Raw genomic sequence first — 15,853 nt, forward strand, 5'->3', positions numbered from 1 at the left:
CTTTCGGTAGGAATGGAATTTATACAGGGTGGCGACGGAATGACGGGTCGTCAAACCGCTTTTGTCTGAATACGATGGGCCAGTTTGGTCAACCAACAGGGATTTTCGGCATGGTAGCCAAAGCAAAGACCTCCAAGGCTGCAAAAAAGAGCGCGCCGAAGGGGGCGCTCCTTCATGAGATCATTGAAGCACGTACGCCGGCGGAGGACCTGCGCCCCTATGACAATGCCGCGCTGTTGCGCGCGGCAGAAGAGGCGGATGCGGCGATCAGGGCTCACAAGCCTGGGACCAGCGTGGTCCGGATTGACAGCGCAACCGGGGTGGAGCGGCTTGGCCGCGCGGTGAGCCTTCTGACCGTCGTCAACGACAACATGCCGTTCCTGTTCGATTCGGTTCTGGGTGAACTGAGCGACATCGGCGCCGAGGCGCTGCTTGTGGTACATCCGGTTCTTGTGGTCAGGCACAACAAGAAGGGCGTTGAAGAAATCATCGGCGATGCCGCCAACACGAAGGTGGGCGCCGATGAAGACAAGATCAGCCTGATCCATGTTCATCTGCCCAAGATGTCGGACGAACAGTGCAGTGAACTGGAAAACCGTCTCAATGAAACGCTGAAGCAGGTGCGGGCTGCCGTGGTCGACTGGAAGCCGATGCTTGCCCGGCTCGACCAGCAGATCACCGAACTGCGCTATGCGCCGGTGCCTCTCGAAAAGGATGCGGTTGCCGAGGCCATCGCGTTTCTTGAATGGCTGCGCGACGACAATTTCACCTTCCTCGGCATGCGTGAATTCCGGTATTCGGGCGGCGAGGAAAGCGGTACGCTGGAACGGGCGAACAAGAAGGGTCTGGGCATTCTGGCCGACCCCAACGTGCTTGTTCTGCGGCGTGGCAATGAGGTGGTCTCCACCACCCCGGAGATCCGTGCCTTCCTGCACGGTCCCGATCCGTTCATCGTCACCAAGGCGAACGCCAAATCGGTGGTCCACCGCCGCGCCTATCTCGACTATATCGGCATCAAGACATTTGACGAAAAAGGCAAGCTGACGGGTGAACTGCGCATTGTCGGCCTGTTCACCTCCACCGCCTACACGCGCTCGGTTATGAAGATCCCGTATCTGCGGTCCAAGGCCGAGGCGGTGATTGCAAAATCCGGTTTTGCCCCGACCGACCATTCGGGCAAGGCGCTGATCAACGTGCTTGAATCCTATCCGCGCGACGAGCTTTTCCAGATTGGTCTGCCGATCCTGCGCAAGCATGCGGAAGCGATACTGGCGCTCGGCGAGCGCCCGCGTGTCAGGGCGCTTTACCGTATCGACCAGTTCGACCGGTTCGTTTCCGTGATCGTCTTCGTGCCGCGGGACCGATACGATTCACAGGTTCGTATCGAGATCGGCAACTATCTCAAGACCGTCTTCAAGGGGCGGGTATCAGCCTATTATCCGGCCTTCCCTGAAGGCACACTGGCACGTGTGCATTTCATTATCGGCCGGTCCGGCGGGAAGACGCCGCGCATCGATACGGAGACGCTTGAGGCGGGCATTCGCAAGATCGTGCGAACCTGGGACGATGCCCTGCAGGAGGCTCTGGAAGAGACCGGGGCTGATCGCAGACTCGCAGGCGTTGCAGCGGCTTTCCCTGAGAGCTATCGCAATGGATTTTCCGCTGAAACGGCCCTGATCGATGCCGAGCGCATGGCAAAACTCTCGGACGACAATCCGATTGCGATCGATTTTCATCGCTATGAGGACCAGGGAGAAACGCAGGCTGCGCTGAAGATCTATCACCACGGAACTCCGGTTCCGCTGACGGAGCGTGTCCCCCTGCTCGAAAACATGGGATTTCGTGTTATCTCGGAGCGCACTTTCGAGATCGGCGACGCCGATGACGAAGGCAGCGCGCAGATATTCATCCATGACATGGCGCTCGAAAACGCTTTTGACGGGGCGATTGACCTTTCCGACAAGGGGGCGCTCTTCGAGGAACTCTTTCTCTCGGTCTGGCGCGGAGAGCACGACAATGATCGCCTGAACGCGCTTGCGCAGACGGCGCGCCTGCGCGTCGACGAAATTGCGATCCTGCGCGCTTACAGCCGGTTCCTGCATCAGGCGAGCATTCCGCAGAGCCAGGACTTCATCGCGGCAACGATGAACCGCTACCCGCTTATCGCGCGCAAGCTGTTTGAGCTTTTCGTTCTGCGCTTCGATCCGGCGAAGGCCGGTGATGCGGGGACACGTGACGAGACGCAGGCGGTCAAAAACGCGATCGAAGCGGATCTCGATGCGGTGCCGAATCTGGACGACGACACGATCATCCGGCGGCTGTTGAACCTGATCGAGGCAACGCTGCGTACGAACCACTATCGGCCAAAGAGCGATGAAACGGTTCGCTCACTGGCGCTGAAATTCGATTCACGCGCCATCACGGGGCTGCCGCAGCCGCGGCCTTGGCGCGAGATTTTCGTCTATGGGCCGGAAGTGGAAGGTGTTCACCTGCGGTTTGGACCGGTGGCGCGTGGCGGTCTGCGCTGGTCTGACCGGGCGCAGGACTATCGCACCGAGGTTCTGGGTCTCGTCAAAGCCCAGCAGGTGAAGAACGCCGTGATCGTTCCCGTGGGTGCGAAGGGTGGGTTCTACCCGCGCCGGCTGCCGGAGAACGGCACCCGTCAGGAGGTCTTCGAGGCAGGACGCGCGGCCTATATCAATTTCATCTCCAGCCTTCTGTCGATCACCGACAATCTGGACGGTGACAAGGTGATGCCACCCGAAGGCGTTGTGCGCCATGACGGCAACGACCCGTATTTCGTGGTGGCCGCCGACAAGGGAACGGCGACCTTCTCCGACACGGCAAATGCGATCAGCCAGGCGCATGATTTCTGGCTCGACGATGCTTTTGCCTCAGGCGGTTCCGCCGGCTATGACCACAAGAAGATGGGCATCACCGCGCGGGGCGCGTGGGAAGCCGTGAAACGGCATTTCCGCGAAATGAACCGTGACATCCAGTCGGAGCCTTTCACCGCCGTTGGTGTTGGTGACATGTCGGGCGACGTGTTCGGCAATGGCATGCTGCTTTCCACCTGCACGAAGGTGGTGGCGGCGTTCGATCATCGGGACATCTTCATCGATCCGGATCCCGACCCGGCAGTTTCCTATGCCGAACGCAAGCGTCTCTTCGACATGGGACGTTCAAGCTGGCAGGACTATGACACGAGCAAGCTCTCCAAGGGCGGCATCATCGTTTCGCGTGCGCAGAAGTCGATCACGCTCAGCAAGGCGGCAGCCGATGCCATCGGGCTCGACAAGACGACAGCCTCTCCGACCGAGATCATGACCGCGATCCTGAAGGCGCCGGTCGACCTGCTCTGGTTCGGCGGCATCGGCACCTATGTGCGCGCGCACACTGAAAGCAATCAGGAGGTGGGAGACCGCGCCAATGATTCCATCCGCGTGACCGCGCGTGAGGTGGGAGCCAAGGTGATCGGTGAGGGCGCCAATCTGGGCATGACACAGCTGGCACGCATCGAGTTTGGCCAGCATGGCGGGCGCTGCAACTCCGATGCCATCGACAACTCTGCCGGCGTGAACTCCTCCGACGTGGAGGTGAACATCAAGATTGCTCTGGCGGCAGCCATGCGCTCAGGCGCGCTGGCGCGGCCAGCGCGCGACAAGCTTCTGGCCGAGATGACGGATGAGGTTGCCGAGCTGGTTCTCGCCAACAACTATCAGCAGACGCTGGCGATCTCGCAGGTGCAGAAGCGCGGCATGCCGGAAATGCCGCATCAGGCGCGCATGATGACCCTGCTCGAACAGCGCGGGCTGCTTGACCGCACGGTGGAATTTTTGCCGGGGCCGCAGGAGCTGGCCGACCGGGAAAGCCGCGGTGAGCCACTGACCCGCGCCGAAGTGGGCGTGCTGCTTGCCTATGCGAAGATCGTGCTGTTTGACGAGATCGTTGCCAGCAAGGTGCCCGACGCGCCGCATCTGGAGGAGGACCTGTTTGGCTATTTCCCAAGCCGCATGGCGAAGAAATACGAAAGCGAAATCCGTTCGCACCGGCTGAAGCGCGAAATCATTGCCACGGAACTGGCCAATGACGTGATCAACCGCGGCGGACCGAGCTTCGTGACGCGACTTCAGGACCTGACAGGGCGACCGGCAGCCGACATCGTCGCCGCCTTTGCCGTGGTGCGTGAGGGATTTGAACTGCGCAGAATCTACAGGGCCATCGACGCGCTGGACAACCAGATCGATGGCATGGCGCAGCTCGACCTCTATCAGATCGTCTGGCGTCTGATCTATTCGGCGACCTCCTGGCAGCTCAAGAACGACAGCGAAAAGGAAACCGTCGGCGCGCGGATCGACCGGCTGCGGGCAGCGCGCAAGGCGCTGGAAGGCAAGCTGATGCCGATGCTGCCGGCCTTCATGCGCGAGCGTCTGGAAAGCCGGCGTGCGAAGCTCGTGGCTATTGGCGCGCCGGAGGATCTGGCAAAGAAACTGGCCTTCCTTTCGGTTGCGGAGATGGTGCCGGATATCGAGCTGGTGGCGGAGAAGGCGGGTGCGCCTCTGGAAAAGGCCGCGAAAGCCTTCTTCGGTGTTACCGACGCGTTCCGCATCGGGCGCATTGAGGATGCAGCGCACACGATCGTGCCCTCGGACTATTATGACGGGCTGGCGCTTTTCCGCGCGACCGACATGATCAGCGCGGCGCGACGCGGCATGACGATCGCGGCACTCACCAAATATGGCAAGGAGGACGATCCGGCCGAACAGTGGGTTGAGGCCGGCGGCGAGCATGTGGTTCGGGTCCGCGACAGGCTACAGTCTCTCGTGGAGGGCGGTGAGATCAGCGTTTCGCGCCTTACCGTGGCCTCCGGCCTGATGAGCGATCTGAGTGTCTGATCTTGCCGGGGTTCCGAACGACGCCGGCATGAGCCTGCCACCGGCGGAGCACGGATCCGTGCCCCGCCGCGGCATCTGGGGCTGGATGTTCTTCGACTGGGCGCAGCAGCCCTTTCACACGCTCATCATCACCTTTGTCTTCGCGCCCTATTTTGCCTCTGCCGTCGCGCCCGATGCGGCGCGGGGGCAGGAATTATGGGGGTTCGCCACCGGCATTGGCGGGCTGGCCATCGCGCTTTCCTCGCCGGTTCTGGGGGCCATCGCCGATGCGACGGGGCCGCGCAAGCCGTGGATCTTCGTGTTCTCGGTGATCGGGGTTCTGGCCTGTGCCTCGTTATGGTTTGCCGCGCCGGGGGGCGGGCATGTGGGGCTGGTTCTGCTTGCCGTGGCGCTTGCCGTGTTCGGCATGGAGTTTGCGGCCGTTTTCAACAATGCGATGATGCCCGATCTCGTGCCGCGCTCGGAGCTCGGGCGGCTTTCGGGGTCGGCCTGGGGGCTCGGGTATCTCGGCGGGCTCTTATCGCTGGTGCTGGTGCTCGGCTTCATGGCGGCGCAGCCCGATACGGGCCGCACGCTTCTGGGGCTGGAGCCGATTTTCGGGCTCGATGCTGGGGCGCGTGAGGGCGACCGGGCGGCGGGGCCGCTGACGGGCTTATGGTACACATTGTTCGTCTTACCGATGTTCCTGTTCACGCCCGATGCGCCGCGCCGCAGGGCGGCGACGGGGGCGATACGCGAAGGGCTTGGCCGGCTCAGCGCAACGCTGAAGCGCCTGCCAGGCGAACGTAGCTATTTCAGCTTTCTCCTCTCTTCCATGTTTTATCGTGATGCACTGAACGCGCTTTATGCCTTTGGCGGCATCTATGCGGCAGGGGTGCTCAACTGGTCGATCACGCAGATCGGGCTGTTTGGCATTCTTGCCAATGTCACCGGCGCGCTGGGTGCGTGGCTCGGCGGGCGCATGGACCGGCGCTTCGGGCCGAAGCTGGTGGTGAGCGTTTCAATCGTGGTGCTGACACTGTGCGCGCTTCTGGTGATCTCCACCACGCGCGATGAGCTTTTCTTCATGCCGGTCAGTGGGGCTGGCGCAAGCAGTCTGCCCGACATCGCCTTCTTCGTGGCGGGCGCTTTCATCGGTGCAGCGGGCGGGGCCATACAGGCAGCCTCGCGCACGCTTCTGGTGGATCAGGTTGCGCGCGAGCGGGTGACGGAGGCCTTCGGGCTTTATGCGCTTTCAGGCAAGGCGACGACCTTTATCGGACCCTTCGCCATCGCGCTTGCCACCGGGTACTTCGCCTCGGAAGCGTTTGGATTTTCCGTCGAGGATGCGCAGCGGCTCGGCGTGACGCCGATCCTCGTGCTGTTTCTCATCGGGCTGGTGCTTCTGCCCTTCGTGAAGAGCCGGCATCAGGAGGCGGGTGCCTCCTGATCCTTGAAAGCGCCTGCGTCAGTGACGGAAGTGGCGCATGCCGGTCATGACCATGGCGATGCCATGCTCGTCGGCGGCGGCGATGACCTCGTCGTCGCGCATGGAACCGCCCGGCTGGATGACGGCGGTGGCGCCGGCTTCCATGGCGGAGAGAAGCCCGTCGGCAAAGGGGAAGAAGGCGTCGGAGGCGACAACGGAGCCCTTTGTCAGCGGCTCGGCATTGCCGGCAGCTTCTGCTGCGTCTTCCGCCTTGCGGGCGGCGATGCGGGCGGAATCGACCCGGCTCATCTGGCCGGCACCCACGCCCACGGTCGCGCCGTCGCGGACATAGACGATGGCGTTCGACTTCACGTGTTTGGCGATGCGGAAGGCGAAGACGAGATCGGCCATTTCCTTCTCGCTCGGCGCGCGTTTTGTCACGACCTTGAGGTCGAGATCATCGACCACGCCATTGTCGCGCGACTGGACGAGCAGGCCGCCGGCAACGGTCTTGACGGCGAGGCCGGGCGCGCGCGGATCCGCAAGCCCGCCGGTGACGAGCAGGCGCAAATTCTTCTTGGCAGCGACGATGGCGCGGGCTTCTTCAGTCGCGTCCGGGGCGATGATGACCTCGGTGAAGATCTTGACGATCTCGGTGGCCGCTTCCGCATCGAGCGGGCGGTTGAGCGCGACGATGCCGCCGAATGCGGAGACGGGATCGCAGGCGAACGCCTTCTCATAGGCCTCGCGCAGCGTTGCCCCCTCGGCCACGCCGCACGGATTGGCGTGCTTGATGATGGCGACGGCGGCCGAGCGATCCGGCGCGAACTCGGAGACGAGTTCGAAGGCGGCATCCGTGTCGTTGATGTTGTTGTAGGAAAGCTGCTTGCCCTGAAGCTGGGTCGCGGTGGCGACGCCGGGGCGGCTTTCGCCGGTGACGTAGAAGCCTGCCTTCTGGTGCGGGTTCTCGCCATAGCGCATCACTTCGTTGAGCCTGCCGCCGACAGCGCGGAAATCCGGTGCGTCGATTTTGAGCGTTTCGGCGAACCAGCCGGAGATGGCCGCGTCATAGGCGGCGGTGCGGGCAAAGGCTTTGGCGGCCAGTTCCTGACGCAGGCTGTAGGGCAGGGCGCCATCATTTTCGGCAAGCGCTTCAAGGATGCGGGCATAGTCGGCGGGTTCGGTCACCACGGCCACATAGGCGTGATTCTTGGCTGCCGCGCGCAGCATCGCCGGGCCGCCAATGTCGATGTTCTCGACCGTGGTCGGGTAATCGCCCCCACCGAAACGCACCTCTTCGAACGGATAGAGATTGATGACCAGAAGATCGATGGCAGCGATGTCGTGCTCTTTCATCGCGCCGGCATGGTCCGCATCGTCGCGAATGCCCAGAAGGCCGCCATGAACGCCCGGATGCAGTGTCTTCACGCGTCCGTCCATGATCTCGGGGAAGCCGGTGAGTTCTGAAACGTCGCGCACGGCAATGCCTTCGCCGGCGAGCGTTTTGGACGTGCCGCCGGTGGAAACGATCTCGACATTGTGGCCTGAGAGTGCGCGAGCGAAATCGACGATGCCGCTCTTGTCGGAGACCGACAGAAGCGCACGGCGGACGGGAACGAGGTCGGGTGCGGGAATGTTCTTGGCGGCAACGGACATGCAAGGCGGCTCCGGCTTTTGGGAAGAATGTGGGGGACGTACCGGCAGGCGGGGTGCAAATCAAGCTTGATGGCCCCTCAATGGCACGATTGACGCGCCAGCACACAGGCTGAAGGCCCTCAAAGGGCCCGGTGCGCGGGCCCGGATGGTGGACAGGCTCGACAATCCGGTATCCCTGTGGCAAAGAGGGCGACGCGAAATCACGATATGATCCTGTATATTTTGCGGATATCTTTTATTATACCGCATATTTTGTTGACATATTGCCTAATTTCTGCAAATTGTCTGGCTACTGCATATTCAGGATGTTTCTCGATGGATCAGATCGACCAGAAAATCGTGACCCTGCTTGCCGAGGATGCGCGCCGCTCACTCGCCGACATTGGTGGTGTGGTGGGGCTTTCCGCGTCGGCAGTCAATGAACGGATCCGGCGGCTGGTCGCCAATGGCATAATTCGGCGTTTCACGGTCGATGCCGATCCGGCGGCGCTGGGCTGTCCGGTGCTGGTTTTCATCTGGGTGTCTCTTGTGCAAAACGTCAATGAAGAGGCGTTTCGCGTGTTTGCCGCTGCCCACAAGGCGGTGGAGGAGTGCCATCACGTCACCGGCCCCTGGTCATATCTCATCAAGGCCCGAGTGCCTTCGCTCGCAGATGTGGAGAGCGTCCTGGAAGACATGAAGAAGCACGGCTTTCTGGCGCGCAGCGAGTCTGTCGTTGCACTTTCGACGGTGGAGCCGGGATCGTTCGCGCCGATTGAAAAGGGCTGACGCCATGGAGGCGCTGCTGTTCGGCAAGAGCCTGTTGCTGGGGCTCGCCGTCGCGGCACCGCTTGGGCCCATCGGGGCATTGTGCGTGAACAGAACGCTGGAGCACGGCCTGTGGGCCGGTGTTGCAGGCGGGCTCGGAACAGCACTTGCGGACGCTCTTTATGCGGCGCTTGCGGCCATCGGCTTTGCCGCGTTTGCGGCGGCCCCTTGCAGTGGTTGAAGTGCCGCTCAAGCTTGTCGGCGGCGTGTTTCTGGCGTGGCTCGGATGGAAGAGTTTTTCGCCTGCACCGATGCGGGAAGCTGCCGAGGCGCGGACAGGTGATCTCTTCGAAACCGCCGCCGCCACTTTTTTCCTGACAATCACCAACCCGATGACCATTCTGGCATTTGCGGCCATGTTTGCCGGTCTGGGGCTGGCGGAGTCTCCGCGTCATGTGGATGCGGCAATTGTCGTGACCGGCGTTTTCCTTGGTTCGCTCCTGTGGTGGTTCATTCTGAGTGGCGGCGTAGCGCTGGCGCGGACGCGGTTGCCCGACAGCCTGTCGCGACGGGTCTCGCACCTTTCAGGGGTGATCCTGTTCGCCTTTGCCGCGCTTGCTATCGGTTCTGTGGCGCGCGGCTATTTCTGACCACCCGTCCGCGGCGTCCATTCACGCGGTGTCTTGCCGGTGATGCGGCGGAACTCGCGGTTGAAATTGGATTTGGTGTTGAAGCCGCTTGAGAGCATGGCTTCGGTGACATTTGCACCATTCTCCAGCGCGCGACAGGCGTGCTCAATGCGGTGACGGTTGATGTGCCGCGAAACGTTCTCGCCACTCACCAGATTGATGGCCGTGGAAAGCTGTTTGATCGGCACATGCAAACGTCGGGCGAGCCGTGCGAGCGTGAGGTCGGGATCGAGATAGAGCCGGTCGGTCTCAAGAAGGGCATCCAGCCGCTGCACAAGCTGGGCCTCTTCCACACTGGGGTCAGGCGGCTGTTGGTCCTCCCGTTCGGGCTCGGCCTCCCCGATGGCGCCCGGCGAGACGGCAAGGAGACCAATGGCGAGCAGGGCGGCAGATGAAAACACGCTGACGATCAGCGGCGGCAGCCAGTTTTGCCCTGCCATGAAGGCGAGGGCAATGAGGGCGTCGCTGAGCGCCGAAAGAACGAGCGCCAGACCGATGCCACCCCAAAGGCGTGCTGGCAGACGGCCGGCTTCGAGCCGCGCCAGCGGCAGATCATCGCCACTGCGATGCAGTCTCGCAAGGATGGCAAAGCCGTAGAGAACGAATATGGCGGGCACGACCGTATCAAGTGTATCGGGGGCGAACAGGACACAGAAGCCGGCGAAGGCCGGAGCCGCAAGATGCACCAGGTCGCGTGGGAGCGAAAACGCCCGCACAGAGCCGGTCTGAAACGCCAGCCAGGTGAGCGGTGGCACGAAGGTGGCCGTGACCGGCTGAAACGGCAGAAGCACCTCCATGCCGTAGTGCTGGCGAAGAGACACGATGAGGCTTTGCAGTGCGCAGGCGGCAAGCAGCGCCATGAGAAATGGCGGGCGCTCGCCGGAAACCGCGATCCGCGCGAGAAGCGCAACGAGCACGAGGGCGACGATCATGGGAATGGGAAGAGCCAGCATGGGTGGTGTCTGCGCGTTTCCAGCAAGGGGTTGCGTTGTGGCATTGCCTCCGGCCAGTGGCAACACTGACCTTGCAGTTGCGGAAACCTTGGTTCGAAAACCGGTTCCGCGCGACCTGAAACCGGTTTTAGGACGCGTTCTGCCCCGTGCTCGTGCAGGTCTGCGTCATCCAGTTGAAAGGATGACGGATATGAAAAAACTGCTTTGTGTATTTCTCATGGGATTGGGCATGTCAGGTGCAGCGATGGCTGACCCCTATGCCGGATATGACCGGTTGACGGTAAAGGCCGATCACCGCCCGCCGGTACTGGCGGCCTCCGTGTGGTATCCGGCTGGCAGGCCGACCTATCGGGGGCTTGTGGGGGACAATGCCGTGTTTGAAGGTACCTCCGCCTATGTCGGGGCTGCGGTGGCGGAAGGAAAGTTTCCGCTGTTCGTGCTTTCGCATGGCTCCGGCGGCAACATGGATGCCATTTCCTGGCTTTCCTCGGCACTCGCGCAGCGCGGCGCAATGGTACTGGCGGTGAATCATCCCGGCAGCACGTCGGGCGATTCTTCGCCACGCCGATCGATGCGTCTCGATGAGCGGGCAGCAGATCTGGTTGCTGCGCTGGATACATTGTTGGAAGAGCCGGCCTTTGCCGACCGTGTGGACCGGTCGCGCATTGCGTCGCTGGGTTTTTCGCTTGGCGGTGCGACGGCGCTGAACCTTGCGGGTCTGCGGTTCGACCGCGATGCCTATGGCGGCTACTGCAAACGGATGGGCCAGAAGGCTCAGGATTGCGTGTTTCTCGCCAAGGGTGGTGTCGATTTCGACGCGCTTCCGCAAGGCTTCGCTGCCGACCTGCGTGAACCCCGCATAGGACGGGCAATCGCCATCGATCCGGGCATGACTTATGCGGCCACGATGGAGAGCACCGCGCAGATCGACATGCCCGTGCTGCTCATCAATCTCGGAAAAGAGCATTTGTTCAAGGCTGCGGATGTGGGACCGGCGGGAAGCGATCTGGCGGCCAGGCTGCCCGATGCAGTGTTGAAGACGATTGCGCCAGCGCATCACTTCACGTTTCTGGCGGAGTGCAAGCCGAGGGGCGCCCTTCTGCTGGCAGAGGAGAAGGACGATCCCGTGTGCGACGACCCCGAAGGGGCTGACCGGGCGGTGGTGCACAAGGCGATTGTGGATGAGATCGCAGCGTTTGCCGGGCTCTGAACGAAGCTTTCTATCCGCCGCCGTTGATGGCATGTGTCCTGCGGAACTGCCAGCGGATCTCTGGATGCTCGGAAGCGGTGGTGTGAAGCACGATCTGGCGGCTTCTGCGGGGGCCGCCAAGGCCTGCAAAGAAGATCGATTCTTCGACAACCGGCACGAGGTCATCCACGGTGAAGAGCCAGGTATCGGTGGCCTCTCCCGCCAGAATGTGATGCCCTTCGGGATCCCGGTAGATGTCGATGTCGGGATGGATGTGGAAGCGCACCGCCACCGCGTCTTCGCCCACCGCGGTGGAAGGTGAGCCGTCGGGCCGGCAGACGCGGTCCACCCCTTCCAGAAGGGCACCGTTTTCGGAAAGGGAAAGGCTGCGCTCGTGAACCAGACCGAAACGCGGGACATAGCCATCATGGCTTGCGGTGAAGCGATGAATGCCGGCGGCATCATCGCGCCGGCACTCGACGTTTCGGGGGCCGGCCACCAGCGGTGTGCCGATCAGGTCGCTCCATTTCGAGGACAGGCTGAAACGGGCCCTGTGAAGTGTCGTTCACCGTTATGGTGGAATGGGCGGCTGTGGTGCGGGCGAGCGGGCGATAGCTTTCGTCGCCATAATTGTCGACCCCGCTGTTGACCACGAACTGATGCCGGCCCGAGGACATCTCGAACGACAGGCAACCGGCATGGGCAAGATGTGAGAGGTCGGGCGCTGGTGGCGGAGCCGTGTCGGCAATCACGGTGGTTGCGCCCAGGGCGAGCCGTTCATACCCCGAATGTGGTGTGTGCAGCAGAGGCGCACCACCGGTATCGTCGTAGCGCAGGATCGCTGCCACACTGTCGTGCTGGGTGACGCCCATGCCATTGAAGCGCGCCACGGACCCATCGCGATGCCGGAAGAAGCGCAGCGCCGGCAACATGCGCTCGACGGCATCGATGAGGGCCTGCGGGGGCTGCTCCGCCTGATTGGTGTAGGTTTGCCTGAGTGGCAGAAGGTCGGTCAGAAGCTCCATTATGGCGCGCGGATTGCGCGAGACATGGCCGCCATCGGCAAGGATCTGCCGCTCCAGCTCGTGGGCGAGGTTTCGGCTTGCGGCCTTGACCGCCGTTGCCGGGGCGGGCAGCGATAAAGCGCAGAATGCAAGAGCGACGCGCGCGCGCAGACGGTCCTCTCCCTCCGGCATTTCAGGAGCAACGGTGCGCAGATACCGCATCTGCACGGCGAGCATTTTCAGAAACTGGCGGTAGAAAGGGAGGTCGGCGCCCTGAAGAACAACCGAGGAATGCTGCAGCCAGGCGATCAGCCTTCTGGCGGTGACCGCCGCATCCCAGGGTGCCCCGGACACGCGCTTGCCATACAAAGTGATCCACTCTTCCACCAGCGCGCGGGCATTGGCCGAGGCGAGATCGCTCTGGGCGGCGCGCATGTGGCGAAGCCAGCGGAAACCGTGCAGGGCTTCCTGCCATGGGCGGTCGCTGACGGAGACGCGAAAGGGAGACTGGCCGCGCGTCTCGACGAGCTGGCCGGCAAGCAGGAACTGGCCGTGATAGATGTCACGCGCGACCTGCGGATCGGCAATGCGCAGATCCGGCGGGGCGATGAGGATACGTTCGGGCGTGCGGCCGGAATAGCGCCAGCGATAGGAAGGGCCGGCGCGCAGCCGACGCTTCAGGCGCGTCCATGCCTGCCGCGCAACAAGACCCCACAGCTGGTGGGAGGAATGTTCCCGTGCCTGACCCAATGATCGACTTTTTCTTCCGTTCACCCAAAATCAGGAGAGACTCTAGATGATTCAAGGATTTATGCGAAGTTGAAATATTTCAGGCCATGATGATGGGCCGCCCTTCAGCGCCCGCGCACGAGCCGCGCGGCGAAAAAGCCATCCAGCCCCTGTGTGAGTGCGGCTTCGCCGAAACTGTCGGCGGGCGTGGTGCGCAGGTACCCCTCGGGCGTGACGAAGGGGGCGATGCCCGCCAGCTCGTCGGGTTGGATGGGATCGAGCGCCACGTCCGGCGTTTCGGCAAGGAAAGCTTCGAGCATCGTCTCGCCTTCGGCGGGATCGAGCGAGCAGTTGGAAAAGACAACCCTGCCCCCCGGTTTGACCAGCGTCACGGCATGGTCGAGCAGGGCACGCTGCAGGGCGGCAAGCTTCCCGATGTCTTCGGGTGTCTTTGTCCATGGCACATCCGGGTGTCGGCGCACCGTGCCGGTGGAGGAGCAGGGCGCATCGATGAGAATGGCATCGAACGGGGTTTCGGGCTCGAATTTGCGAATGTCGGATTCGACAATCTGCGCTTCCAGGCGAAGCCGCTTCAGGTTCTCGGCAAGGCGTTTCAGCCGGCTTTTCGAAAGGTCGACTGCGGTGATGTCTGCGCCGGCATGAACGAGCTGCGCCGTTTTGCCGCCGGGGGCGGCGCAGAGGTCTGCTACACGTGCACCGGCGATGTCGCCGAGGAGTTTTGCCGGCAGGCTGGCGGCTGCGTCCTGCACCCACCATGCGCCTTCCTCGAAGCCGGGCAGCGTGTCGACGCCGGCTTCAAGCTTTGCAATGCGCACCGAGCCCGTGGGCAGGACGATGCCGCCCAGGGCGTCGGCCCAGTGTTGCGGATCGTCCCTGACGGTGAAGTCCACCGGCGGTTCAAGCCGGTGCATGGCGAGTATGGCGGCGGTCTTTTCCGCGCCATAGGCGGCTTCAAGCCGCTCGGCGAACCAGTCCGGCGCCTCGCGTGTCTGTGCTAGCGCGGCGGGGAGCGCGCGTGCCTTCACACGGATCAGATTGCGCAGCACGCCATTGACGAGGCCGGCAAAGCGGGCAAGGCGCGGGTCGCTTTTCGCTTGGGTTACGGCGAGGTCGACGGCGGCGCTGTCGGGGACATCGAGAAACAGGATCTGCGCCGCCGCGACGTGCAATGCGTGAGAAAGCGTCCGGGCATTGGCGGGAAGCGGGCGCTCCAGACGGCGGGCAAGCAGGGCCTCGATCGTGCTGCGATGGCGCAGCGCGGTCATCAAAATGGCGCGGACAAGTGACCGGTCGCGCGCATCGAGCGCGCGGAAGCCGGGCTGGCCATTGGCGGGATCGGTGAGCCCGTCGAGCGAGGCATGGGCATCCACAACGGCGGCGAGCAGCTTTGTGGCCACGCGACGGGTTTCAAGACCGGGTTTGTCGAGGGGCTCGGGGCTGGGGCGGTTCTTGCCGGTGGCGCGGCGCGCGGTCGGGCGGCTCACGACCACGGGCCTTTTCGCACCTTGGCGTCACGGCCCCAGCGGGGCTCGGATTTCGGCTGCGGCCGGCGCTCGGTCGCTTCGGTTCGCGCTCCCCACGGACCGTGGCTTTCCTCGCGAGGCTGCGGTTCCGGCGTGGCGCGCATTTCTCCGGCCATCGCCTGAAGCGCGGCGATGCGGTTGTCCGTGTCCGGATGGGTGGAAAACAGGTTGTCCATGCGCTCGCCCGACAGCGGGTTGATGATGAACATGTGCGCGGTGGCCGGATTGCGCTCGGCATTCTGATTGACCACCTGCTTTGCGCGCCTTGCGATCTTGTCGAGCGCGGAGGCAAGCCAAAGCGGGTTGCCGCAGATCTCCGCGCCGCGCCGGTCTGCCGAGTATTCCCGGGTGCGGCTGATGGCCATCTGCACCATCATGGCCGCGAATGGTGCGACGATCATCGCCACGAGAATGCCGATGAAGCCGAATGGGTTGTTGTTGTCGCGGTTGCCACCGAAGAAAAAGGCGAAATTGCCGAGCATGGAAATCGCGCCGGCGAGTGTTGCGGTGATCGTCATGGTGAGCGTGTCGCGGTTCTGCACATGGGCAAGCTCATGCGCCATGACGCCGGCCACTTCCTCATAGCTCAGCCGGTCGAGCAGACCGGTGGTGGCGGCCACCGCTGCGTTCTGCGGATTGCGGCCTGTGGCGAAGGCGTTGGGCTGGTCATTCTGAATGAGATAGACGCGCGGCATGGGAAGGCCGGCGCGGGCGGCCAGATCGCGCACGATGCCATAATATTCCGGCGCGTTGCGTTCATCCACCTCGACGGCGTTGTGCATCCGCAGCACCATCTTGTCGGCATTCCAGTAGCTGAACAGATTCATGGCCGCGGCGATCAGGAAGGCGATCATCATGCCGCCGGTGCCCCCGATCATATAGCCCACGCCCATGAACAAGGCCGTCATGAGGGCCAAGAGCATTGCGGTGCGTATCGTGTTCATCGTCGTCTCAAGCTCCAGAATGAGGCAGCGCCGGCGTTTTCCACGGCGCGACCGATCGCTTATATGATGGGTAACGCGGTTCGTGTATTCAATAT

Annotated in this window: 10 protein-coding genes and 1 pseudogene; 6 read left to right on the forward strand and 5 right to left on the reverse strand. The window is 62.9% G+C overall.

Translation table 11 applies throughout. The features are described 5' to 3' along the window. Positions 1-110 precede the first annotated feature (110 nt). Together AB2N04_RS04125 and AB2N04_RS04130 are read left to right on the forward strand one after the other, a co-directional pair. Positions 111-4,895, forward strand: a complete 4,785-nt coding sequence (locus AB2N04_RS04125) for an NAD-glutamate dehydrogenase (RefSeq protein WP_367717245.1) — start codon at positions 111-113, stop codon at positions 4,893-4,895. A 28-nt stretch (positions 4,896-4,923) separates the two neighbouring features. Then, positions 4,924-6,324: an MFS transporter gene (locus AB2N04_RS04130; RefSeq protein WP_367718731.1), complete on the forward strand. Its 1,401-nt coding sequence runs from the start codon at positions 4,924-4,926 to the stop codon at positions 6,322-6,324. Between the two features lie 18 nt (positions 6,325-6,342). Here AB2N04_RS04130 and purH read toward each other — a convergent pair whose 3' ends face one another. Continuing rightward, positions 6,343-7,959 carry a bifunctional phosphoribosylaminoimidazolecarboxamide formyltransferase/IMP cyclohydrolase gene (gene purH / locus AB2N04_RS04135; protein WP_367717246.1) on the reverse strand — a complete coding sequence of 539 codons (1,617 nt, stop codon included), beginning with the start codon at positions 7,957-7,959 and terminating at the stop codon, positions 6,343-6,345. Positions 7,960-8,274: 315 nt separating this feature from the next. Between purH and AB2N04_RS04140 the strand changes: the two genes are divergently transcribed. From AB2N04_RS04140 to AB2N04_RS04150, 3 genes are read left to right on the forward strand one after another with little or no spacing between them, the layout of a single operon-like run. Then, entirely contained in the window at positions 8,275-8,727 is a 453-nt protein-coding gene (locus tag AB2N04_RS04140) for an Lrp/AsnC family transcriptional regulator (RefSeq protein WP_367717248.1), read from the forward strand. Further along, entirely contained in the window at positions 8,714-8,947 is a 234-nt protein-coding gene (locus tag AB2N04_RS04145; RefSeq protein ID WP_367717250.1) for a LysE family transporter, read from the forward strand. Before AB2N04_RS04140 ends, AB2N04_RS04145 begins: the two co-directional genes overlap by 14 nt. Then, entirely contained in the window at positions 8,940-9,356 is a 417-nt protein-coding gene (locus tag AB2N04_RS04150; RefSeq protein ID WP_367717252.1) for a LysE family translocator, read from the forward strand. The genes AB2N04_RS04145 and AB2N04_RS04150 overlap by 8 nt, the downstream gene beginning before the upstream one ends. Here AB2N04_RS04150 and AB2N04_RS04155 read toward each other — a convergent pair. Next, on the reverse strand, positions 9,347-10,348 hold the full coding sequence (locus tag AB2N04_RS04155; protein WP_367717254.1) for a helix-turn-helix domain-containing protein: 1,002 nt from the start codon (positions 10,346-10,348) through the stop codon (positions 9,347-9,349). The genes AB2N04_RS04150 and AB2N04_RS04155 overlap by 10 nt on opposite strands. Positions 10,349-10,538: 190 nt before the next feature. Here AB2N04_RS04155 and AB2N04_RS04160 point away from each other — a divergent pair, with 190 nt between their 5' ends. Beyond that, on the forward strand, positions 10,539-11,558 hold the full coding sequence (locus tag AB2N04_RS04160) for an alpha/beta hydrolase family protein (protein ID WP_367717255.1): 1,020 nt from the start codon (positions 10,539-10,541) through the stop codon (positions 11,556-11,558). A gap of 10 nt (positions 11,559-11,568) precedes the next feature. Here the strand turns inward: AB2N04_RS04160 and AB2N04_RS04165 are convergent. The 3 genes and pseudogenes from AB2N04_RS04165 to htpX all read right to left on the reverse strand — a co-directional run bounded on the left by AB2N04_RS04165 (position 11,569) and on the right by htpX (position 15,758). Beyond that, positions 11,569-13,291 (reverse strand): annotated as a pseudogene (locus AB2N04_RS04165) (heparinase II/III family protein). Positions 13,292-13,395: 104 nt separating this feature from the next. Then, positions 13,396-14,775: an RsmB/NOP family class I SAM-dependent RNA methyltransferase gene (locus AB2N04_RS04170; RefSeq protein WP_367717256.1), complete on the reverse strand. Its 1,380-nt coding sequence runs from the start codon at positions 14,773-14,775 to the stop codon at positions 13,396-13,398. Beyond that, entirely contained in the window at positions 14,772-15,758 is a 987-nt protein-coding gene (gene htpX / locus AB2N04_RS04175; RefSeq protein WP_367717257.1) for a zinc metalloprotease HtpX, read from the reverse strand. Before htpX ends, AB2N04_RS04170 begins: the two co-directional genes overlap by 4 nt. Positions 15,759-15,853: the final 95 nt, after the last annotated feature.

The organism is Nitratireductor sp. GISD-1A_MAKvit, assembly GCF_040819555.1.
Lineage (GTDB): Bacteria > Pseudomonadota > Alphaproteobacteria > Rhizobiales > Rhizobiaceae > Nitratireductor.